Source organism: Micromonospora sp. NPDC049301 (genome assembly GCF_040678715.1).
In the GTDB taxonomy this organism is placed as follows: Bacteria; Actinomycetota; Actinomycetes; order Mycobacteriales; family Micromonosporaceae; genus Micromonospora.
On the sequence record NZ_JBFAQO010000003.1, the window covers coordinates 495661 to 515242 of the forward strand.

At 71.7% G+C, this 19582-nt stretch carries 22 protein-coding genes; 12 read left to right on the forward strand and 10 right to left on the reverse strand.

Translation table 11 applies throughout. The features are described 5' to 3' along the window. Positions 1 to 7: 7 nt before the first annotated feature. Both AB0K07_RS12195 and AB0K07_RS12200 read left to right on the forward strand, forming a co-directional pair. Positions 8 to 748: a class I SAM-dependent methyltransferase gene (locus AB0K07_RS12195; protein ID WP_363753836.1), complete on the forward strand. Its 741-nt coding sequence runs from the start codon at positions 8 to 10 to the stop codon at positions 746 to 748. A gap of 99 nt (positions 749 to 847) precedes the next feature. Continuing rightward, positions 848 to 970, forward strand: coding sequence for a ribosomal protein bL36 (locus AB0K07_RS12200; protein WP_074311439.1), 123 nt, complete (start codon positions 848 to 850; stop codon positions 968 to 970). A 61-nt stretch (positions 971 to 1031) separates the two neighbouring features. On the opposite strand, the gene hflX is transcribed toward AB0K07_RS12200, so the two are convergent. From hflX to AB0K07_RS12220, 4 genes are all read right to left on the reverse strand, one after another. Continuing rightward, a complete protein-coding gene (hflX, locus tag AB0K07_RS12205) occupies positions 1032 to 2183 on the reverse strand; it encodes a GTPase HflX (protein WP_363753839.1) in 1152 nt (383 codons plus the stop codon). A gap of 110 nt (positions 2184 to 2293) precedes the next feature. Next, complete coding sequence (locus tag AB0K07_RS12210) at positions 2294 to 2701, reverse strand: arsenate reductase ArsC (protein WP_363753842.1); 408 nt, start codon at positions 2699 to 2701, stop codon at positions 2294 to 2296. 31 nt (positions 2702 to 2732) lie between these two features. Next, on the reverse strand, positions 2733 to 3479 hold the full coding sequence (locus AB0K07_RS12215; RefSeq protein ID WP_363753845.1) for an MIP/aquaporin family protein: 747 nt from the start codon (positions 3477 to 3479) through the stop codon (positions 2733 to 2735). Beyond that, positions 3476 to 3838 (reverse strand): metalloregulator ArsR/SmtB family transcription factor, encoded by a 363-nt coding sequence (locus tag AB0K07_RS12220; RefSeq protein ID WP_363753848.1) that lies wholly within the window; start codon positions 3836 to 3838, stop codon positions 3476 to 3478. Before AB0K07_RS12220 ends, AB0K07_RS12215 begins: the two co-directional genes overlap by 4 nt. Positions 3839 to 3971: 133 nt before the next feature. On the opposite strand from AB0K07_RS12220, the gene AB0K07_RS12225 reads away from it, so the two are divergent. From AB0K07_RS12225 to AB0K07_RS12240, 4 genes are all read left to right on the forward strand, one after another. Next, the gene (locus tag AB0K07_RS12225) at positions 3972 to 4469 is read left to right on the forward strand and encodes an N-acetyltransferase family protein (protein ID WP_363753851.1); all 498 of its coding nucleotides are present in this window, start codon (positions 3972 to 3974) and stop codon (positions 4467 to 4469) included. A gap of 71 nt (positions 4470 to 4540) precedes the next feature. Beyond that, entirely contained in the window at positions 4541 to 5947 is a 1407-nt protein-coding gene (locus AB0K07_RS12230; protein ID WP_363753854.1) for an FAD-dependent oxidoreductase, read from the forward strand. Positions 5948 to 6121: 174 nt separating this feature from the next. Beyond that, positions 6122 to 7102, forward strand: a complete 981-nt coding sequence (locus AB0K07_RS12235; protein ID WP_363753856.1) for an SRPBCC family protein — start codon at positions 6122 to 6124, stop codon at positions 7100 to 7102. An 8-nt stretch (positions 7103 to 7110) separates the two neighbouring features. Continuing rightward, positions 7111 to 8286, forward strand: a complete 1176-nt coding sequence (locus AB0K07_RS12240) for a zinc-dependent alcohol dehydrogenase (RefSeq protein ID WP_363753859.1) — start codon at positions 7111 to 7113, stop codon at positions 8284 to 8286. 64 nt (positions 8287 to 8350) lie between these two features. Here the strand turns inward: AB0K07_RS12240 and AB0K07_RS12245 are convergent, their stop codons facing one another. Further along, positions 8351 to 10180, reverse strand: coding sequence for a long-chain fatty acid--CoA ligase (locus AB0K07_RS12245; protein ID WP_363753861.1), 1830 nt, complete (start codon positions 10178 to 10180; stop codon positions 8351 to 8353). A 172-nt stretch (positions 10181 to 10352) separates the two neighbouring features. Further along, positions 10353 to 10805 (reverse strand): hypothetical protein, encoded by a 453-nt coding sequence (locus AB0K07_RS12250; RefSeq protein ID WP_363753864.1) that lies wholly within the window; start codon positions 10803 to 10805, stop codon positions 10353 to 10355. Between the two features lie 176 nt (positions 10806 to 10981). On the opposite strand from AB0K07_RS12250, the gene AB0K07_RS12255 reads away from it, so the two are divergent. After that, a complete protein-coding gene (locus AB0K07_RS12255; protein WP_363753866.1) occupies positions 10982 to 11437 on the forward strand; it encodes a MarR family transcriptional regulator in 456 nt (151 codons plus the stop codon). A gap of 57 nt (positions 11438 to 11494) precedes the next feature. Here the strand turns inward: AB0K07_RS12255 and AB0K07_RS12260 are convergent, their stop codons facing one another. Together AB0K07_RS12260 and AB0K07_RS12265 are read right to left on the reverse strand one after the other, a co-directional pair. Further along, positions 11495 to 11797, reverse strand: a complete 303-nt coding sequence (locus AB0K07_RS12260) for a GNAT family N-acetyltransferase (RefSeq protein ID WP_363753868.1) — start codon at positions 11795 to 11797, stop codon at positions 11495 to 11497. A 93-nt stretch (positions 11798 to 11890) separates the two neighbouring features. Further along, positions 11891 to 12307, reverse strand: coding sequence for a helix-turn-helix transcriptional regulator (locus AB0K07_RS12265; protein ID WP_363753870.1), 417 nt, complete (start codon positions 12305 to 12307; stop codon positions 11891 to 11893). 282 nt (positions 12308 to 12589) lie between these two features. On the opposite strand from AB0K07_RS12265, the gene AB0K07_RS12270 reads away from it, so the two are divergent. From AB0K07_RS12270 to AB0K07_RS12285, 4 genes are all read left to right on the forward strand, one after another. Further along, positions 12590 to 12739 carry a hypothetical protein gene (locus AB0K07_RS12270; RefSeq protein WP_363753872.1) on the forward strand — a complete coding sequence of 50 codons (150 nt, stop codon included), beginning with the start codon at positions 12590 to 12592 and terminating at the stop codon, positions 12737 to 12739. A 37-nt stretch (positions 12740 to 12776) separates the two neighbouring features. Beyond that, a complete protein-coding gene (locus tag AB0K07_RS12275; RefSeq protein ID WP_363753874.1) occupies positions 12777 to 13820 on the forward strand; it encodes an acyl-CoA desaturase in 1044 nt (347 codons plus the stop codon). A 228-nt stretch (positions 13821 to 14048) separates the two neighbouring features. Beyond that, positions 14049 to 14768 carry an RNA polymerase sigma factor SigF gene (locus tag AB0K07_RS12280; RefSeq protein ID WP_363754331.1) on the forward strand — a complete coding sequence of 240 codons (720 nt, stop codon included), beginning with the start codon at positions 14049 to 14051 and terminating at the stop codon, positions 14766 to 14768. A gap of 86 nt (positions 14769 to 14854) precedes the next feature. After that, positions 14855 to 15448 (forward strand): TetR/AcrR family transcriptional regulator, encoded by a 594-nt coding sequence (locus AB0K07_RS12285; protein ID WP_363753876.1) that lies wholly within the window; start codon positions 14855 to 14857, stop codon positions 15446 to 15448. On the opposite strand, the gene AB0K07_RS12290 is transcribed toward AB0K07_RS12285, so the two are convergent. Continuing rightward, positions 15445 to 16308, reverse strand: coding sequence for a YegS/Rv2252/BmrU family lipid kinase (locus AB0K07_RS12290; RefSeq protein ID WP_363753878.1), 864 nt, complete (start codon positions 16306 to 16308; stop codon positions 15445 to 15447). The two genes, AB0K07_RS12285 and AB0K07_RS12290, sit on opposite strands and share 4 nt — an antisense overlap. A 1-nt stretch (position 16309) precedes the next feature. After that, positions 16310 to 17875 (reverse strand): FAD-binding oxidoreductase, encoded by a 1566-nt coding sequence (locus AB0K07_RS12295; protein WP_363753880.1) that lies wholly within the window; start codon positions 17873 to 17875, stop codon positions 16310 to 16312. A gap of 45 nt (positions 17876 to 17920) precedes the next feature. On the opposite strand from AB0K07_RS12295, the gene AB0K07_RS12300 reads away from it, so the two are divergent. Continuing rightward, positions 17921 to 19447 (forward strand): glycerol-3-phosphate dehydrogenase/oxidase, encoded by a 1527-nt coding sequence (locus AB0K07_RS12300; RefSeq protein WP_363753882.1) that lies wholly within the window; start codon positions 17921 to 17923, stop codon positions 19445 to 19447. Positions 19448 to 19582: the final 135 nt, after the last annotated feature.

A 19582-nucleotide genomic window follows, 5' to 3' on the forward strand; every position in this document is an offset into this window, starting at 1 on the left:
TCGCACCGTGCCGTTCGACGCGAGCGAGTACGGCCGGCACGTACCGGCCGACGTCTACGACGATGCCTTCGCGCACCTGGATCCGACGTCGGCGGTCGAGCGGCTCGTGGAACTCGCCGACGGGGGCCCGGTCTGCGAGTTCGGGGTCGGCACCGGTCGGCTGGCACTGCCCCTGCAGGCCCGCGGGCTGACGGTCGCCGGCGTGGAGGGGTCCCCGGTGATGGCGGCCCGGCTTCGCGACAAGCCGGGTGGGGACCGGATCGAGGTGGCCATCGGTGACTTCGCCGCGACCCGGGTGCCGGGCGAGTACGCCCTGGTGCTGCTCGCGCTCAACACGATCTTCGCGCTGCCGGACCAGGCCGCGCAGGTCGCCTGCTTCCGCAACGCCGCCGCGCACCTGCGCCCCGGTGGCCGTTTCGTCGTCGAGGCGTGGGTACCGGACCTGGCCGCGTTCCGGGCCGGCGCGGCACTGCGCCCGGTCCGGGTCGCGCAGGACACGGTCATGCTGGAGGCGGCCCTGCTGCACCCGGCGGAGCAGCGGATGACCACCACGAAGATCCGGCTCACCGGGACGGGGATCGACCTGCTCCCCGCCAATCACCGCTACGCCTGGCCCGCCGAACTCGACCTGATGGCCGAGCTGGCGGGGATGGCCCGCGAGCACCGGTGGGAGGACTGGACGGGCCGGCCCTTCACCGACGGCAGCCGCGACCACGTGTCGGTCTACCGGCGACCGGTGGCGGCCTGAGCCGGGCCGGGATCGGCGCGACGAATGAGCGTCGACCCGCCGGGTACGTCAGTCGGGACCGGACAGCGCGCTACGACCGACCAGGAGAGGGCGGCTGCGATGAAGGTCAGGAACTCTCTGCGCGGTTTGAAGAACAAGATGAACTCGATCGTGGTACGTCGCCGGGGCCGGACATTTGTGATCAACAAGTCCGACCGGCGCCAGAAGGCCCGGCAGGGCTGAGCCTGCTCAACGCAATCGTCAGGCTTGCGTGGTACTGCCAGCTTCCGATCCCCGACGGCGGTCAGCGACGTGTCAGCCGGGCGGCCAGTTCGGCCCGCAGGTCGTCGATGCCGGCGCCGGTCAGTGCCGATACCGCCACCGCGTCCGGATGGACGCGTTGCAGAGCGCGCACCGCCTCCGGTGGCGCCACGTCGATCTTGTTGAGCACAAGCAGCTCGGGAACCGCACCCGCGCCGATCTCGTGCAGCACCCCGTGGACGGTGGTGATCTGGTCGAGGGCGTCGGGAGCGGAGGCGTCGACCACGTGCATCGCCAGGTCGCTGCGGGTGACCTCCTCCAGCGTCGAGCGGAACGCGTCGACGAGCTGGTGAGGCAGGTGGCGGACGAAGCCGACGGTGTCGACGACGATGTAGGTGAGCGCACCGGTGCTGATCCGGCGCACGGTCGGGTCGAGGGTGGCGAACAGCACGTCCTGCACCTCGGCGTTCGCCCCCGTGAGCCGGTTGAGCAGGGCGGACTTCCCGGCATTCGTGTAGCCGGTGATGGAGACCGAGGGCACCTGGTTGCGAGCCCGCCGACCCCGGTTCCGCTCGCGCCGCCGAGCCAGATCGGAGGCGTTGCGACGCAGCCTGGTGGCCCGCTGGCGCAGCGTCCGCCGCTGGGTCTCCAACCGCATCTCACCGGGACCACGCACACCCATTCCGGCGCCGCCGGCCATCCGGCCACCACCGACGCGGGACATGGACCGGCCGTCGCCGCGCAACCGGGGCAACTGGTACGCGATCTGCGCCAGCTCCACCTGGACCCGACCCTCGCTGGTCCGCGCGTGCTCGGCGAAGATGTCCAGGATCAGGGCGGTGCGGTCGACGACGCGCACCCCGACCCGTTCCTCCAGGTTGCGGACCTGCCCGGGGCTCAGCTCCCCGTCGGCGATCACGACGTCCGCGTGCGTGCGTTCGGCCAGGGCGGTCAACTCGTCCACCTTGCCGGACCCGACATAGGTGGCGGGGTCGGGTCTGCTCCTGTTCTGCACCACCTCGTCGGCGACAACCAGGCCGTCGGTGTCGGCCAACCGGCGCAGCTCGGCCAGGGAGGTCTGCGTACCCGGCCCGCTGTCGCCCGCCTCGTCCTCCTGGTGGACCGCCACCAACACCGCCGTCGGCCGTTCCCCCGGTGCGCCGACACCGGAGCCCAGCAACCACGATCCCGCCATCGTCCACCCCGCCTCGTCTCGGTGTCGTCTGCTCTACCCCTCGCTCCGACGGACATGCCCCGGGCACCTGCCGCCGCTGTCGTCACGGTGCGTCCCGGGCGGTGCGGCGGTCAGGCGGCGGGACGCAGCTCGGCGAGGAGCTTCTCCACCCGGCTGCGGATCTCGTCGCGGATGGGGCGGACGGACTCGACGCCCTTGCCGGCGGGGTCGTCGAGCTTCCAGTCCTCATAGCGCTTCCCGGGAAAGACCGGGCAGGCGTCGCCGCAGCCCATGGTCACGATGACGTCCGACGACTCGGCGGTGGCGTACTCGAGGAGCTTGGGGGTCTGGTCGGTGATGTCGATGCCGACCTCGCGCATGGCCTCGACGGCGGCGGGGTTGACGGTCTCGGCGGGGGCGGAGCCGGCGGAACGGACCTCGACGGTGTCGCCGGCGAGGTGGCGCAGCCAGCCGGCGGCCATCTGGGAACGACCGGCGTTGTGCACACAGACGAACAGGACGCTGGGCTTGTCGGACATCAGGAGCCTTCCGTGCGGTACGGGTGGGTGTTCACGCGCGAGGGTCGAGCGCCGGACCGCGCTCGCCGGTCGGGACGACGACCTGGTCGGCGGTCTTCCCGGCGTCGGGGTAGAGGAGGGTCAGGAGGCAGATGCCGACGGCGAGGCCGACGAGCTGGGCGAGGACGAAGCCGGGAACGGAGGCGGGGGCGATGCCGGCGAAGGTGTCGGTGAACGCCCGCCCGATCGTCACGGCCGGGTTCGCGAACGCGGTGGATGAGGTGAACCAGTACGCCGCGCCGATGTAGGCGCCGACGGCGGCGGGGGCGACCGGCGCGCGACCGGAGCGGGCGAGGGCGAAGACCAGCAGGATCAGTCCGGTGGTCGCCACGACCTCACCGAGCCACAGGTGTGCCGCCGCGCGGTCGTTGGCGGAGAGGTCGACGGCGGCCAGGTCGAACATGAGGTTGGCGAGGATCGACCCACCGATCGCCCCGAGCGTCTGGGCTGCGACGTACCCGGCGAGGTCCCGGCCGGTGAGGCCGGTGCCGGCGCGGCGGCCGAGGAACCAGTCCGCGGCGGAGACGACCGGGTTGAAGTGGGCCCCGGAGACCGGCCCGAAGATCAGGATGAGGGCACCGAGGGTGAACGCGGTGGCGATCGAGTTCTCCAGCAACTGGAGCCCGACGTCGGCGGGGGAGAGGGTGGTGGCCATGATGCCGGAGCCGACCACGGCGGTGACCAGCAGAGCGGTGCCGGTGAACTCGGCCAGCAGGCGCCGCCGGAGCGCGACGGTCATCGGGGCTCGACGGTGAGCAGCGCCGCGAGCTGGTGCAGGATGGCCGGCCGGGCCCGGTAGTACACCCACGTGCCCCGCCGCTCCGCGTCGACCAGCCCCGCCTCGCGCAGCGTCCTCAGATGGTGTGAGATCGTCGGCCCGGTCAGGTCGAAGGCCGGGGTCAGATCGCAGACGCACACCTCACCGTCCGCTGCGGAGGCGATCATCGACATCAGCTGTAGGCGCACCGGGTCGCCCAGGGCCTTGAACGCCGGCGCGAGCACCGCGGCGGCCTCGGCCGGTACGCGCTGCTGCGTCAGCGACGGGCAGCAGGCAGCGTCAGCGCTGAGATCGGTGAGGGGCCCCGCTTGTTTCGACATTGCTCTAGGTTGACATCTCTCTAATCATTGTGCAAACGTCTGCTTTGACAGACGTCAAGACAGGCGTCCGGAAGGGGAGCTTGGTGATCCGGTTCGTGCGTCGACCGACGTCGCCTCCGGCTGGCGTCCGCTGATGGCCGCCTGCACCGTGCGTCCCCTGACCACCGCCGATGCCGACCGGGTCCTGGCGATCTACCAGTCGGGACTCGACGCGGGCAACGCCAGCTTCGAAGTCGTCGCGCCGACCTGGGCGGCGTTCGACGCCGCGAGGCTGACCGCGCACCGCTTCGTGGCCGTCGGCGGCGACGGGGTCGTCCTCGGCTGGATCGCCGTCTCGCCGACCTCGACCCGCGCGGTCTACGCCGGCGTCGTCGAGCACTCCGTGTACGTCGATCCGGTCGCCCACGGGCGCGGGATCGCCCGGCTGCTGCTGGACACGCTGATCGCCTCGACCGAGGCCGCCGGCATCTGGACGATCCAGTCCGGAGTCTTTCCCGAGAACACCGCGAGCCTGAGCCTGCACGCGCGGGCCGGGTTCCGTGTCATCGGCGTCCGCGAGCGAATCGGTCGCCATCACGGTCGCTGGCGGGACGTCGTCCTGCTGGAACGGCGCAGCCCCACCATCACCTGACGAGCCGGCCCCCGACCGGGGCCGCCGCCCGCCCACCTGATTCGACAGCTATCACAATAGAGGAGATCGCGATGAGCGCCCTGGACAGTCTTCCCGTCGTGGTCATCGGCGCCGGCCCAACCGGTCTGGCCGCCGCCGCGCACCTGCACGAGCGCGGCATGTCGTTCACCGTCCTCGAAGCCGGCGACACTCCGGGCGCCGCCGTACGGCAGTGGAGCCACGTGCGGGTCTTCTCCCCGTGGCGCTGGAACATCGACCCTGCGGCCCGCCGGATCCTGGACGAGGCCGGCTGGGTCGCCCCCGACCCGCAGGTCCTGCCGAGCGGTGGGGAACTGGTGGCCCGGTACCTCCAACCGCTCGCGCAGCTGCCGCAGCTCAAGCCGTACGTGCGCTATGGCGCCCGGGTTGCGGCGATCAGCCGCCTGGGCCTGGACCGGCTGCGCACCGCTGGCCGTGACTCCACGCCGTTCCTGATCCGCCTCGCCGACGGCGAGGAGCTGCTCGCCCGCGCGGTGATCGACGCCTCCGGCACGTGGGGCACGCCGAACGTCCTCGGCGCGTCCGGGCTGCCCGCCCGCGGCGAGACCACTGTCGCTCCGTTCCTGGAGCACGCGCTGCCCGACGTCCTCGGCGCCGCCCGGGAGCGCTTCGCCGGCCGGCACACCCTCGTCGTCGGGGCCGGCCACTCCGCCGCGAACACGCTGCTGTCCCTGGCCGAGCTGGCCGAATCCACGCTGCACACCGAGGTGACCTGGGCGATCCGGACCGCCTCGCCGACCCGTACGTACGGCGGCGGGGACGCCGACGCCCTCCCGGCGCGCGGTGCCCTCGGTTCCCGCCTGCGCGCGTACGTCGACGCCGGCCGGATCCGGTTGCTCACCGGCTTCTCCGTACACGCCCTCACCCCGGCCGACGAGCGGGTCGCCGTGATCGTCCGGCACGCCGACGGCGGCGAGGAGTCCGTACTCGTGGATCGCATCGTCGCCGCCACCGGCTTCCGCCCGGACCACTCGATCGCGGCCGAGCTGCGCCTGGACCTGGACCCGGTGCTGGGCGCCACCCGTGCACTCGCCCCGCTGATCGACCCGAACGAGCATTCCTGCGGCACCGTGCCGCCGCACGGCGTCGACGAACTCGCCCACCCGGAGACCGGCTACTACGCCGTCGGGATGAAGTCCTACGGCCGGGCACCGACGTTCCTCATGGCCACCGGCTACGAGCAGGTCCGCTCCGTCGTCGCCGCCCTCGCCGGGGACTGGGCCGCCGCCCGCGACGTGCAACTCGACCTGCCCGAGACCGGGGTGTGCAACAGCAGTCCCGCGGGCTCGGCGACCGGCGACGGCTGCTGCGGGCCGGCGCCGACCGCCGAGCCGGCCGGCCGCGGGCTCGCCACCGGCGTCACCGGCGGGCTGCTGTCCACGCCGCTCCGCCTCATCCCCCTCGACGCCGGGCGGGCCGGCGGCTGCTGCGGCAGCTGACACCCCCCGGGTGACGGGCGGGCGCCACGCCCACCCATCTTCGGAGTCGGCCGGCGGAGAAGGCATTCGCCTGATGTGCTGGATACGTGCGGGCCGGTCCCCCAACGGCTCGACGTCTGGCGACGGTCGCCCGGTACGGCGCGGCCGGCAACGAAGATCTGCAGAGGGGTGATCATGGGAAGAACGACAGCGGGCATGCGGTCGGTGACCGACAGCCTGGGCATCGAGCGCGCCGGGGAGGATCGCGGATCGGAGGGGCTGGCCCGGTTCCTGGGCTGGGTCAGCCTCGGTCTCGGAGTGACCGCCCTCGCGCGCCGGGAACAGGTCAGCCGGCTGAGCGGGGTCGACGACTCGCCCACAGCGCGGCGGGTGCTGGCGGCGGCCGGGGTACGCGAGTTCGGCCATGCCGCCGCGCTGCTGATCCCCCGGCGCGCGGGGTGGGGGGCCTGGACCCGGGTCGCCGGCGACATGCTGGACCTCGCCGCCGCCGGGCAGGCCATGAAGGGGCGGCATGGCGAACGACGTCGGCGCGTCACGTACACGACCTGGGCGTTGGCCGGGATCACCGCGGTGGACGTGTACACCGCGGTGCGGGCCACCCGTGGGCGTCGGGGGCGGGATGCCAACCGGGTGTACGGGTCGGTGACCGTCAACCGCAGCACCACGGAGGCCTACCGATTCTGGCACGACTTCGAGAACCTGCCGCGCTTCATGTCCCACCTCCAGTCCGTGCAGACCACGGGCGACCGGCGGTCGCGCTGGACGGCGAAGGCGCCGGCCGGTCGGAAGGTCACCTGGGATGCGGAGATCGTGGACGACCGCCCGGGTGAGCTGATCACGTGGCGCTCGATCGACGGTGCACAGGTCCCCAACTCCGGCTCGGTCCGCTTCGTCCCGGCCACCGGTGGTCGCGGCACCGAGGTGCGGGTCGAGCTCGGCTTCCGGGCGCCCGGGGGCATCTTCGGCGCGAGGGTCGCCAAGTTGTTCGGCGAGGACCCGCAACAGCAGGTCTGCGACGACCTGCGCAGGTTCAAGCAGGTGATCGAGACCGGCGAGGTCACCCGCTCGGACGCCAGCCCGGACGGCAGCACCGTCCAGCAACAGATGAAGCAGCGTCCGGCGCAGCCGCTGGCGACGCACGGCTCGGGCAGGTAGGGGAAGCCATGAGAGCGAACTGCTGGATCGCACCCAACAACGTGGCCGTCAAGAGCGTCCCCGACCCGCAGATCCTCAACCCGCGCGACGCCGTCGTGCGGATCACCTCAACGGCGATCTGCGGCTCGGACCTGCATCTCCTTCAGGGGTACATCCCCGCGATGCAGAAGGGCGACGTGCTCGGCCACGAGTTCATGGGCGAGGTCGTGGAGCTGGGGCCGGGCGTACGGGACGGCCTGAGCATCGGCGACCGGGTGGTGGTGGCCTTCCCGATCGCCTGCGGCAACTGCTCTTCCTGCGAGCGTGGCCTCTACTCGATCTGCGAGAACTCCAACCCCAACGCGGGGATCGCGGAGAAGGTGATGGGCCACTCGCCCGCCGGCATCTTCGGCTACTCGCACCTGCTCGGCGGCTACGCGGGCGGCCAGGCCCAGTACGCCCGGGTGCCCTACGCCGACGTCGGGACCATCAAGATCGACGATGACCTGGCCGACGAGCAGGTGCTGTTCCTGTCCGACGTGCTGCCCACCGGCTACATGGCCGCCGAGATGTGCGACATCCGGCGCGGCGACACCATCGCGATCTGGGGTGCCGGGCCGGTCGGCCAGTTCGCCGCCGCCAGCGCCCTCCTGCTCGGCGCGGAACGGGTCATCGTCATCGACCGGTTCCCCTACCGGCTGCGGATCGCCCGGGAGAACACCGGCGCCGAGACGATCAACTATGAGCAGACCGACGTCCTGGACGCCCTGCGGGAGATGACGGCCGGCCGCGGACCGGACGCCTGCATCGACGCGGTCGGCATGGAGGGGCACCACGCGTCGGCCGCGCTGCACGCGTACGACAAGGCCAAGCAGGCGACGAAGGCGGAGACCGACCGGCCACACGCGCTGCGGGAGGCGGTCTTGAGCTGCCGCAACGGTGGCACGATCTCGGTGATCGGCGCCTACGGCGGCTTCATCGACAAGTTCCCGATGGGCTCGTTCATGAACCGATCGCTGAACATGCGGTCCGGGCAGGCGCACGTCCAGCGGTACATGCGGCCTCTGCTGGAACGGATCCGCAAGGGTGAGATCGACCCGAGCTTCATCATCACCCACACGATGGGGCTGGAGGACGCCCCGCACGGCTTCGACATCTTCAAGAACAAGCAGGACGAGTGCCTGAAGGTGGTGCTCAAGCCGTAGTGCCGGGACGGGGGAGGGCGGCGGGCCGGGTTGGACGGGCCCGCCGCCGCGGCGCGAGGCGGGGTCAGTGGCCGCTGTAGAGGGCGTCGACGTCGGCGGCGAAACGGGACCGGACCACCTCGCGCTTGATCTTCAATGTGGGCGTGAGTTCGCCGTCGGCTTCGGTGAGGTCTCGGGAGAGGACGCGGAAGGTCTTGACCCGTTCGGCCCGCGACACCGTCTCGTTGGCCTCGTCGACGGCGGCCTGGATCTCCTTGCGCAGCTTCGGGTTGTCCCGCTGGTCCGCTATCGACGCGCCGGGGTTGCCGTGGCCGGCTGTCCACCGCGCCCACGCCCGCGAGTCGATGGTGATCAGCGCGGCGACGAATGGTCGGTCATCGCCGACCAGCATGCACTGACTGATCAGGGGATGGGCGCGGATGCGTTCCTCGACCGGCGCCGGGGCGAGGTTCGTTCCCCCGGCCGTCACGATGATCTCTTTGGTGCGGCCGGTGATGCGCAGGTAGCCGTCGTCGTCGAGGCTGCCCTGGTCTCCGGTCCGCAGCCACCCGTCCGCCGTGAACGTGGCCCGGGTGGCGTCGGGGTTGTTCCAGTAGCCCGGGAAAACCATCTCGCCGCGTGCGACGACCTCGGCGTCGTCGGCGATGCGGATCTCCACCCCGGGTATCGGGCGACCGACCGTGCCGATCCGGGTTGCCGACGGCACGTTCAGCGTCAACGCCGGTGACGTCTCGGTCAGCCCGTACCCTTCCAGAGCCGTCAGGCCGGCGCCGCGGAAGAAGTGACCGAGGCGCTCCCCGAGCGGGGCGCCACCGACGATCGCGGTGCGACAGCGCCCGCCCAGCGTGGCCCGCAGCTTCCGATAGACGAGCACGTCGAACACCCGGCGTGCCAGCCGCAGCGGTCCTCGCGGACCCGGCGGCGTGTCCAGGGCGCGGCTGTAGCGCACCGCGACGGCGTCCGCGATCCGGAACAGCCACTCCTGGTGCGCGTCGGCCGCCTTGTCCCGTGTCTGGGCGTGCATCTTCTCGAACACCCTCGGCACGGCGAGGAGGAAGGTGGGGCGGTGCTGCTGTAGTTGCGCGAGCACACCGGTCATGTCGGCGCTGTGCACCAGGGTGGCGCGGGTGAGCACCATGCCGACCTGGATCAGGCGGGCGAACGCGTGCGCCAACGGCAGGAACAGCACCGTCGACGCCCCCGGATGCAGCAGTTCCGGCAGTACGGCGGTGGCATTGCTGATGTCGCAGTAGATGTTGCGGTGCGTCAGCACGCAACCCTTCGGCTGGCCGGTCGTGCCACTGGTGTAGACGATCGTCGCCATGTCGCTGCCCGTGACCGCCCGGCGGCGTACGTCCACCTCGGCGTCGTCGACGGCCCGACCCTGACCGGCCAGCGCCATCAGGTCGCCGCCGTCGATCCGCCACACCTGACGCAGTGCGGGCAGGTCAGCACGCCGGTCGGCGAGCGCCGCGGCGTGCTTGTCGGCCTCGACCACGCACGCCACCGCACCGGCGTCCGCGAGGATCCATTCCATCTGCTCCGGGCTGGACGTGTCGTAGATCGGCACGGTGACGGCCCCGATCGACCACAGCGCATAGTCGACGAGCGTCCACTCGTACCGGGTGCGACTCATCAACCCCACCCGGTCGCCGTGCCCGATCCCGGCGTCGATGAAGCCGCGGGCCAGAGCGAGCACGTCCCCGCGGAACTGGGCGCACGTCACGGGCACGGACCCGCGCGCTGACGGTCCCGCCGGCCAGGCCGGGGAGACCGGGGCCGGACGCAGGAACTGCACCGCTTCGGGATCCTGACGCGCGTTGTCCCACACCATGTCCGCCAGGCCCGGCGTGGCGGCCCCCGTGACCACCGGCGCTACCGCCATCTCGCGCACGTCCGCCGCACCCCCTCCACGACCGGTGCCCGCCTGCAACCGAAGCGGCTACGCGGTCATGATGACGCCACCGGCGGTCACGACGACGGTGAACGACGAAACCGCCGCTTCCGCCGCCGTCCTGTGCGATGAATCAGGCGGTGACCGCTGCGGAGCCCGCCACGGCGGTGCTTCAGGTCGCGGACGGCTCCTGGATGCTGACGGTCCGCCGGTGGCCCACCATCAGGGTGCGCCCGATCCCGAGCATCCAGAGGATCGTGTACGCGATCACCGTCGGGTTCTTCACGCTCACCAGCACGGAATTCACCAGATTCTGCCGCTCGTCGGGCACCCAGAGAGCGATGGCGGCGGTAGGCAGGATGTCGAGCACCACGAAGGCCGCGGCCAGGACGAGGAACTGGAACCAGAAGTCGCGGACCCGCTCGTTGATTCCGGCGGTCAGCCGTAGCCAGCGCTCACGAAGGGTCAGGTTGGACAGGCCGGGCTCCCGGAACGCCAGTCGGAGCACGACGTAGACCAGGAGCAGCCGGGCGAGCCCGGTGAGGATTTCGCCGCCGACCTGGACGGCGGCCGGCAGGTCGTCGCCGTAGCGGACCGCGATGAACCGCTGCGCGGTTGGGATCATCGACAGACCGAACACGAGCCAGAAGTGTCGGGCGTAGAAGTGCGTCGCCCACCGTAAAGCCGCCCCGCTGAGTGCGAGCCCCGTCCGCATGACGCTGCCCTCCGGTCGCTATACTTCAGAGAAATGAACTATCTCTGATAGTGGACTATCCATCGGGCTGAAGCAATGGTGAGAGTGTGACAGATTACGGCTGGGAGTTGAGCACGGCGGTCGTGCTCTTTCACGAGGCGATCGCGCGACGGCTCGGCCTGAACGCCGCCGAGCACAAGGCCCTGGGGCTGATCATGCGCACCGGCCCGCTGCCGACCGGCGCCCTGGCACCTCAACTCGGGGTCGGCGTCAGCGCCGTCACCGGGATCGTCGATCGGCTCGAACAGGCCGGCTACGTTCGCCGGGAACCTGACCCGAGCGACCGGCGACGGGTGTTGGTCGCCGCGGATCCATCTCGGGCCCCCGACCTCACCGGCATCTTCGCCGACCTGAGCCGGGAGATGAACGCCTTCATGAGCCGGTACGACGAACGACAGATGGCCACGGTGGTCGACTACATCGAGAACACGGTGCGGGTGCTTCGATCCCAGACCGCACGGCTCACCGGAGAGGGGAGCAACGGATCGGACCGGCCCCGCTGAACGTGCGTCCCGCCGGATGACGGCAGCACCGTCGGCCTGACCCGGAACGGCGATACGCTACTTCACCTTTCGAGTCGATCGGGCCACGATGTCCTCGTACTGCGGGTGCTTGACCAGCCACTCCGCGAGGAACGGGCAGAGCGGCACGACGGTCCGGCCCCTGGCCCGCGCGTCGTCCATCACCGCGCGAGCCAAAATCGACCCGACGCCCTTGCCCTCGAATGTCGGATCGACCTCGGTGTGGGTGTAGACGATGATGGTGCCGGTGAGCTGGTAGGTGACCACTCCGGCGACCACGCCGGCCTCGTCGCGCGCCTCGAATCGCTCCCGCGTCGGCGCATCTGTCACGGTGAACTGCACCGGACCATCCAACCACGCGGTCAGCCGACCAGCCGGTGAGCAGCGTTACGCCGCCGACCGCCTGTCGGTGGCGCCGTCTGGCCAATCGAGCAGTCAGCTCGCGCGGGACGCGGCGAGAGCGAGCGTCTGCAGGGCGGCGCGGATGTGCTGCTTGTCGGCGGCAGGGGTGCGGGGGTCGGCGAGTCGGTCGCGGATGGCCGCGATGTGTGCCTCCACGGCCGGATCCGCCCCGGGCGGGGTGGTCTGCGTCAGGTCGGTGGGCGGCGGGGTGAGAGCGCGCAGCGCCGCGCCGAGAGGCAGGTCCAGGACCGCGCAGAAGGCGCGCACCTTGGGGAGTTCCGGGTGGTGCTGCCAGTCGCCGGACAGCCATCGAAAGATGGTGGAGCGGCTGACGCCGCTGTGAGCCGCCACCTCGGCGACCGACCAACCGCGCTCGTCGCGGGTGGCCTCGACCGCGTGGCGGACGAATCGCGCGAATGCTGCCTGCGCGGTTGCCGGCGTCTCACCCATGTCCTGGCCGTCGCTTCCCCCGTGGTCGATGCTCAGGCTAGCCTCGATCGCTGACCGTCGCTATCCGACGCTGCGCCATGGCACCATTCGATCACTGGTGGTTACAGCGATGAGTCGCGCTGGCGCGTCCGGGCTCCCTCGCCCACGTCGTCCGGCCCCGCTCCGGCCAATCTCCCCAATCCCGCCTGATCGGCAGGCTGGTCAGGCGAAACTGGCAATGACACGCACGGGAGCTAGCCGGCGGGGCCGGTCAGAGGGGAGTGCGCCGTGACATCGGGATCGATGAGCCAACGGATCAAGGGCCTGCTCAACAGCCCGCGGGCGCGTGACCTGATGCAGCGGGGTCGTCGCCAGGCGGCCAAGCCCAGCACGCAACAGAAGTTTCAACAGCTCATGGCCCGCCTGACCGGCCGGTCGAGCCGACGCCGCTGAGACATCGGGCAGACAGGGACCAGCGGGAGCCGCCATCGTGAGCGACACCAGCCTCGGCGTCGACGGCCAGCGGGGCAGCGACTACGCCGACCTGTCCCGGCAGGTCCGCGCAGCGGGTCTGCTCGAGCGGCGGCGACGCTACTACGCGGTGCGTATCGGTCTCGTCGTCGGCTCCTTCGCCGGGCTGTGGGCGCTGTTCGGGCGTCTCGGTGAGTCCTGGTGGCAGCTTGGGGTGGCGGTGGCCCTCGCGGTGGTGATCGCGCAGGCCGGGTTCATCGGTCACGATGCCGGGCACCGGCAGATAGGGCGCTCGCGCCGGGCGAACGACCTGATCGGCCTCGTGCACGGCAACCTGCTGACGGGGATCAGCTACGGCTGGTGGGTGGACAAACACAACCGGCACCACGCCCACCCGAACACCGAAGGCAAGGACCCCGACATCGCCGTGGCACCCCTGTCATTCACCGCCAACCAGGTCCGGCGACGGCGCGGCCTCGGCGCACTGTTCGTCCGCCACCAGGCGTATCTCTTCTTTCCGCTGCTTCTGCTGGAGGGCCTGCACCTGCACGCCATCAGCCTGCGGGCTGTCTTCGGCCCGCGCCGCCTGGCGCGTCGGCCCGCCGAGGCGGGGCTGCTGACCCTGCATCTGGCCGGCTACCTCGCCGCCGTGTTCCTGGTCCTGACTCCCGCGCAGGCGGTCGCCTTCATCGTCGTCAACCAGGGCGTGCTGGGCCTCTACCTCGGCTGTTCCTTCGCTCCCAATCACAAGGGCATGCCGATCCTCGGCGCCGAGGACAAGCTCGACTTCCTACGGCGGCAGGTCCTGACCTCCCGCAACGTCCGGGGCGGGAGGTTCCTCGACGCCGTGTTGGGTGGCCTTAACTACCAGATCGAACATCACCTGTTCCCGAACATGCCGTGCCCCAACCTGCGTCGCGCTCGGCCATTGATCCAGCGGTTCTGCGCCAAGCACGCCATCGGCTACCACGAAACCAGTCTGGGCCGCTCCTGGGCGGAAGGGCTGCGCCACCTCAAGGAGGTTGGAAGCCCCGAACCAGGAACCGACGTCGCGGTGCGCTGAAGGGCCAGTGCGTCAGCTGGGAGCAGCTGCATCGTCCTTTCGGTTAGGTTTCAACTGCCCGTTGGTCTAGTCTCTGCTCAGACGGTTGGCGCCGGAGACGCTGGAGTGCGGCCGTGGTGATGCGGAGGAACCAGCATGATCACCACCACTGATCGGCCCGCGACGACGAGCACCCACGTCCACCACGACGCCTCGCCCGACTCGCCTGCCACCAAGCTGCTTCTCGCCATGGCGGCGTTGCCCGCCGGCCATCCGTCGCGCTCCGCGCTGCGGGATCGGGCGATCGAGGCGTGGCTGCCCCTGGCCAATCACCTCGCTCGGCGCTACAGCGGCCGTGGCGAGCCGACCGGGGACCTGACGCAGACCGCGGCACTGGGGCTGATCAAGGCCGTCGACAAGTTCGACCCCTCCCGCGGTGTCGACTTCGCCGGCTACGCCATCCCCACCATCGTCGGGGAACTCAAGCGCCACTTCCGGGACCGCACGTGGGACATCCGGGTGCCGCGCCGGCTGCAGGAGATGCGGCTGGCGATCTCGGATGCCAACAGCACCCTGCTGCAGACGTTGGGTCGTTCGCCCACGGTCGCCGACATCGCCGCCCACCTCGGGCTCACCGAGGAGCAGGTGCTGGAAGGGCTGGAGGGTGCGCGGGCGTACAACGCGGTGTCGCTGTCCACCCCCGTCGGCGACGGTGAGCGGGGCACCGAACTGGGCGAGATGCTGGGCGGCGAGGACGGCGAGTTCGCCCTCGCCGAGCTGCGTGTGGCGCTCGGCCCGGCGCTGGCCACGCTCGACGAGCGGGAGCAGAAGATCCTCACCCTGCGCTTCTACGGCAACCAGACGCAGAGCGAGATCGCCGACCAGGTTGGCGTCTCGCAGATGCACGTGTCCCGTCTGCTGACCCGTGCGCTCGCCAAGCTGCGCACGCAGCTTGCCGACTCCTACTGAGCACGGCCCGCCCCTCGGGGCCCGCGTCGCTCGTGACGCGCGCGTCCGCGGCCGGCGCCACATCACCGCTGTGGTAGACAGTCGGCGTGGTGGAGGTGAGCCAGTCCGGCGAGCGCAGCGTCGACGACATGGTTCTCGACGCCGCCCGTGACTGCGTGCTCGCCTACGGCGTCCGGCGCACGACGATGACGGACATCGCCCGGCGCGCCGGCGTCTCGCGGATGACCGTCTACCGGCGCTGGCCGGACGTGCAGTCCCTCATCGGCGATCTGATGAGCCGGGAGTGGCATCAGGTACTGATGGCCGCTGCGGACGCCGAGACCGGCGGATCGGCCCGGTCACGTCTGGTGTCACGGGTGGTGGCGGCGGCGCGGCAGCTACGGGAGCACCCCCTCCTGTGCAAGATCCGGGACGTCGATCCGGAGGTGCTGCTGCCCTACCTGCTCGACCGGCGGGGCAACGGCCAGGACGAGATGCTCCAGTTCCTCGCGGCGGCGCTGGCCGACGGTCACGAGGACCGCTCGATCCGGCCCGGCCAGCCCGAGATCATGGCCCGCGCGGTCTTTCTGACCACCCAGTCCTTCGTGTTGTCCGTCCGCACGGTCGCCGACGACGTGCCGGTCGCCGAGTTCGACCGGGAGCTGGCGCTGCTGGTCGACGGCTACCTGCGACCGGCCTAGCCGGCGACGACGCGCAGTGCCTGCGGGCGGACCTCGACGTGCAGCTCGTCGGTGCGGCCGACGGGATCACCGTCGCCGTACACGGTCATCGGACGGTCGGCCGCGACGGTGACCGACGTGCCACGGTAGGCGAAGACGTGCCCGCGCTCCACGTGCCGGCCGGTGCGCATCTGTCGCAGTGCCACCGGGAACAGCAGCTTCGGCGCCTGCCCGATCACCACGACGTCGACCGTCCCGTCGTCGGGCTGCGCCGCCGGGGCGACGTGCAGACCGCCGCCGTAGTACCCGCAGTTGGCGACCACCACCGTGTAGGCGTACGTCTGCTCCGTCCGGCCGTCCACCGTGATCGTGTACCGGGTGCGTGGCCAGCGCAGCAGTGCCCGCAGGCCGGCGGTGGGGTACACCAGCGGCGCGGGCAGCCGGGACCGGTTGGCCAGTTCGTTGGCTGCCGCGTCGACGCCGACGTAGACGCTGCCGACGATGGTCCGTCCCGCGACGCGGAGGACGTCGAGGTGCCGCGGCTGTCCGTGCAGCAGCAGGTCGGCGACGGCGTCAGGGGAGTGCGGCAACCGGAGCTGGCGGGCGAAGTCGTTGCCGCGCCCGGCGGGGATGACGCCGAGCAGGCCTCCGGTCTCGGCGACCGCGCCGGCGAGCAGCCGGATGGTGCCGTCGCCGCCGGCGGCGACGACGACCTCGCCGCCCTGCGACGCCGCTGTGGCGCGCTGGCGGGCCTGCGCCTCGGTCTGGGTGTACTCGACCCGTATCCGCGCGCCGGCGGCCCGCAGCAGATGGGCCACCGGCATCAGGCGGGACAACCCTCGGCGCGCGGTGGGCCCGAGGATCACTGCGAAGGACCGCACCTCACGGCACCAGGATGCCGGGATTGAGGATGCCGGCCGGGTCCAGCTGCTGCTTGACCGCCCGCAGCAGGTCCACGGCAACGTCGCCGATCTCGGTGGCGTACCAGGCACGGTGGTCCGCCCCGACACCGTGGTGGTGGCTGATCGTGGCGCCCGCGGCGGCGATCGCGTCGCTGGCCGCCGCCTTCGCCGTCCGCCAGCGGTCGACCGGATCGGGGCCGGGGGAGCAGATCACCGTGAAGTACAGCGACGCGCCGGTCTCATAGATGTGGGACACGTGCGCCAGCACCAGCGCCCCGTCCGGCAGGGCGTCGAGGATCGCCTGCCGGACCCGGTCGTGCACCTGCGGCAGCGCCGACCAGTACGCCGCGGTCTCCAGGGTCTCGGCGAACGCCCCCGCGTCCAGCAGCGCGTCCCGCAGGTAGGGGGCGTCGAAGCGGTGCCGCGCCCACTGGCGACCCGGCTCCTCGCCCAGATGCACCCCGCCGTGTGCCGCCAGCACATCGGCGGCCGCCTCGACGGTGGGAAGGACGTCGGCGCCCTCGTACCCGGCGATGAGCTGGCAGCCGCCGTCGCCGCGTCCGGATCCCGTCGCCCCGATCATGGTCTCGACCTCGTCGGACAGTCGCAGCACCGTGGGCCGCGGCCCGTCCTGCGCCAGCCGCCGTACGGCGTGCAGGCCGTCGGCGAAGGACTCGAACCGCCATCCCTCGTAGTGCGACTGCGCCGGTAGGGGCCGGACCCGGACGGTCACGTCGGTGATGACGCCGAGCGTCCCCTCGCTGCCCAGGAAGAGCTGCCGCAGGTCGGGGCCGGCGGCCGACGCGGGGGCGCGGCCCGACCGGACGGTGCCCCGGGGGGTGGCCACCGTCAGCGCCACGACCATGTCGTCGAAGCGGCCGTAGCCGGCCGACGCCTGGCCCGACGAGCGGGTGGCGGCGAACCCGCCGATGGTGGCGTACTCGTAGGACTGCGGGACGTGGCCGAGGGTGAACCCGTGCTCGGCGAGCAGTTCGGCGGCGCGGGGGGCGCGCAGCCCCGCCTGGAGCGTGGCGGTCCGCGACAGCGGGTCGATGGCGACGACGTCGTTCAGCCGGCTCAGGTCGACGGTGACGTGCCGCGTCGCGGACGGCGTGAGCCCGCCAACGACCGAGGTGCCGCCACCGAAGGGGACCACGGCCACCCCGAACCGGGAGCAGATGTCCAGGATGGACACCACCTCGGCGTGGTCGGCGGGGCGCAGCACGGCCTGCGGAGCCACCCGCACCTGCCCACCCCGGTGGCGGAGCAGGTCCGGCGTCGACATGCCGGACGCGTGCCGTGCCCGGTCGTCGTGGGCGGTGACGACGTGCCCGGCGCCCAGCACCCGTCGCAGCGTGTCGAGCACCATGTCGTCCAGCTCGCAGGCCGGCACCGTCACCTCGGCCAGCGGTACGACCGGCGGCGGTGGCGCCAGATCGAGCACCTGCGCCAGCAGCGCCGACGCGGGGTCCGGCAGCGCCTTCGCGTCCGTCGAGGTGCCCCAGCGGGCCCATCCGGCGGTCGGCGCTTCCCCTGCCATATTCATGTGTGACAGAGTGACATCAAACGTCACTACATCGCAAGGAGGCGTGTGAAGACCTCGCTGACCGTCTCCCGCCGGGACCGTGACCTCGCCGAGCTGGCCGCCGGCGCGCCCGTCGACGTCCTCGTCGTCGGGCTGGGTGTCACCGGTGCCGGAGTGGCGCTCGACGCCGCGAGCCGCGGGCTGTCCGTGGTCGCCGTCGACGCACACGACCTGGCGCACGGCACCTCCCGCTGGAGTTCCAAACTGATCCACGGCGGCCTGCGCTATCTCGCACACGGCCAGGTCGGCATCGCCTACGAGAGCGCCGCCGAACGCCACACGCTGCTGACCCGCACCGCGCCACACCTGACGCGCCCCCTGCCGATGCTGCTCCCGGCCACCGCGTACACCAGCCGGTGGCAGGCGGGCGCCGCCGCGGCCGGCCTGCGCGCCGGAGACCTGCTGCGGACCTGCGCGGGGACGTCCCGACGGACCCTTCCCGGGACGCGCAGGCTCGGGTCGGCCGAAGCGGGCGCCATCGCACCCGCCCTGCGGTCGGTCGGCCTTCGCGGAGCACACCTGTCCTGGGACGGCCAGCTCTGCGACGACGCTCGACTCGTCGTCGGTCTCGCGCGCGCCGCCGCGGCGCACTCCGCGCGCATCCTGACCCACTGTCGGGCGATCAGCCTGCACCGGGAGGGCGCCACCATCGAGGACACCCGCACGGGGACGCGCATGCACGTCGCCGCCCGCGCGGTCATCAACGCCACCGGTGTGTGGGCCAGCAGCCTGACCCCACACGTACGCCTACGCCCGTCCCGGGGCACGCACATCGTCCTGTCCGCCGCCCGGCTGGGCGGGCTCTGGGCCGGCCTGACCATCCCGGTCCCCGGCGAGTTCACCCGCTACGTCTTCGCCCTGCCCCAGACCGACGGCCTGGTGTACGCCGGACTGACCGACGAGCCGGTGAACGGACCCGTCCCCGACGTGCCGCAGCCCACCGACGCCGACATCGCGTTCCTGCTCGACGTGCTCAACAGCGTCCTCGACCAGCCCCTGCAACCCACCGACGTCCTCGGCGCCTACGCCGGGCTGCGGCCGCTGCTCGCCGACGCCGAAGCCCGCACCGCCGACCTCTCCCGCCGACACGCCGTCATCGACGACCCCGACGGGATCATCAGCGTGATCGGCGGCAAGCTCACCACCTACCGCCGGATGGCACAGGACGCCGTCGACACCGCCATCCGTCAGCGCCACCTCGCCGCCGGCCCCTGCCGCACGCGCCGCCTCCCACTGCCGGGCGCGGCGAGCAGAGCACAGCTGGCGCGGGTCGCCGCGCCACGCAGGCTCATCCAGCGGTACGGCACAGAGGCTGTCGACGTCCTGGCCGAGGCGCCCGCCGAACTCCGTCAGCCGATCGGCCCGGACATCCCGGTCACCGGCGCGGAACTCCTCTGGGCCGCCCGGCACGAACTCGCCCTCACCGTCGACGACCTGCTCGACCGACGCACCCGCATCGGTCTCGTCCCGGCGCACCGCGAAGCCGCTCTGCCCACCGCGCGAGACGTCCTGGCACTGGCCGCCGAGCGGTGACGGGAAAATCCGCCGGTCATCCGACCATCCCCCGTTCTCCTGCTAGCGTCGTTTCTGCCCGGGGAGCTTGCGTCAGCGGTCCACGCCGCCTGAGCCATCAGCCGACCGTCGCGGGTGCCGCCTGAGCACGACGGT

What these genes read in the sequence shown, in the direction of transcription:
- AB0K07_RS12280 (WP_363754331.1), top strand. Translation starts at nt 14,049, where the DNA reads ATGGCGGCGTTGCCCGCCGGCCATCCGTCGCGCTCCGCGCTGCGGGAT.
- AB0K07_RS12270 (WP_363753872.1), top strand. Translation starts at nt 12,590, where the DNA reads ATGAGCCAACGGATCAAGGGCCTGCTCAACAGCCCGCGGGCGCGTGAC.
- AB0K07_RS12210 (WP_363753842.1), bottom strand. Translation starts at nt 2,701, where the DNA reads ATGTCCGACAAGCCCAGCGTCCTGTTCGTCTGTGTGCACAACGCCGGT.
- AB0K07_RS12225 (WP_363753851.1), top strand. Translation starts at nt 3,972, where the DNA reads ATGGCCGCCTGCACCGTGCGTCCCCTGACCACCGCCGATGCCGACCGG.
- AB0K07_RS12235 (WP_363753856.1), top strand. Translation starts at nt 6,122, where the DNA reads ATGGGAAGAACGACAGCGGGCATGCGGTCGGTGACCGACAGCCTGGGC.
- AB0K07_RS12220 (WP_363753848.1), bottom strand. Translation starts at nt 3,838, where the DNA reads ATGTCGAAACAAGCGGGGCCCCTCACCGATCTCAGCGCTGACGCTGCC.
- AB0K07_RS12200 (WP_074311439.1), top strand. Translation starts at nt 848, where the DNA reads ATGAAGGTCAGGAACTCTCTGCGCGGTTTGAAGAACAAGATGAACTCG.
- AB0K07_RS12240 (WP_363753859.1), top strand. Translation starts at nt 7,111, where the DNA reads ATGAGAGCGAACTGCTGGATCGCACCCAACAACGTGGCCGTCAAGAGC.
- AB0K07_RS12215 (WP_363753845.1), bottom strand. Translation starts at nt 3,479, where the DNA reads ATGACCGTCGCGCTCCGGCGGCGCCTGCTGGCCGAGTTCACCGGCACC.
- AB0K07_RS12230 (WP_363753854.1), top strand. Translation starts at nt 4,541, where the DNA reads ATGAGCGCCCTGGACAGTCTTCCCGTCGTGGTCATCGGCGCCGGCCCA.
- AB0K07_RS12295 (WP_363753880.1), bottom strand. Translation starts at nt 17,875, where the DNA reads ATGAATATGGCAGGGGAAGCGCCGACCGCCGGATGGGCCCGCTGGGGC.
- AB0K07_RS12250 (WP_363753864.1), bottom strand. Translation starts at nt 10,805, where the DNA reads ATGATCCCAACCGCGCAGCGGTTCATCGCGGTCCGCTACGGCGACGAC.
- hflX (WP_363753839.1), bottom strand. Translation starts at nt 2,183, where the DNA reads ATGGCGGGATCGTGGTTGCTGGGCTCCGGTGTCGGCGCACCGGGGGAA.
- AB0K07_RS12265 (WP_363753870.1), bottom strand. Translation starts at nt 12,307, where the DNA reads ATGGGTGAGACGCCGGCAACCGCGCAGGCAGCATTCGCGCGATTCGTC.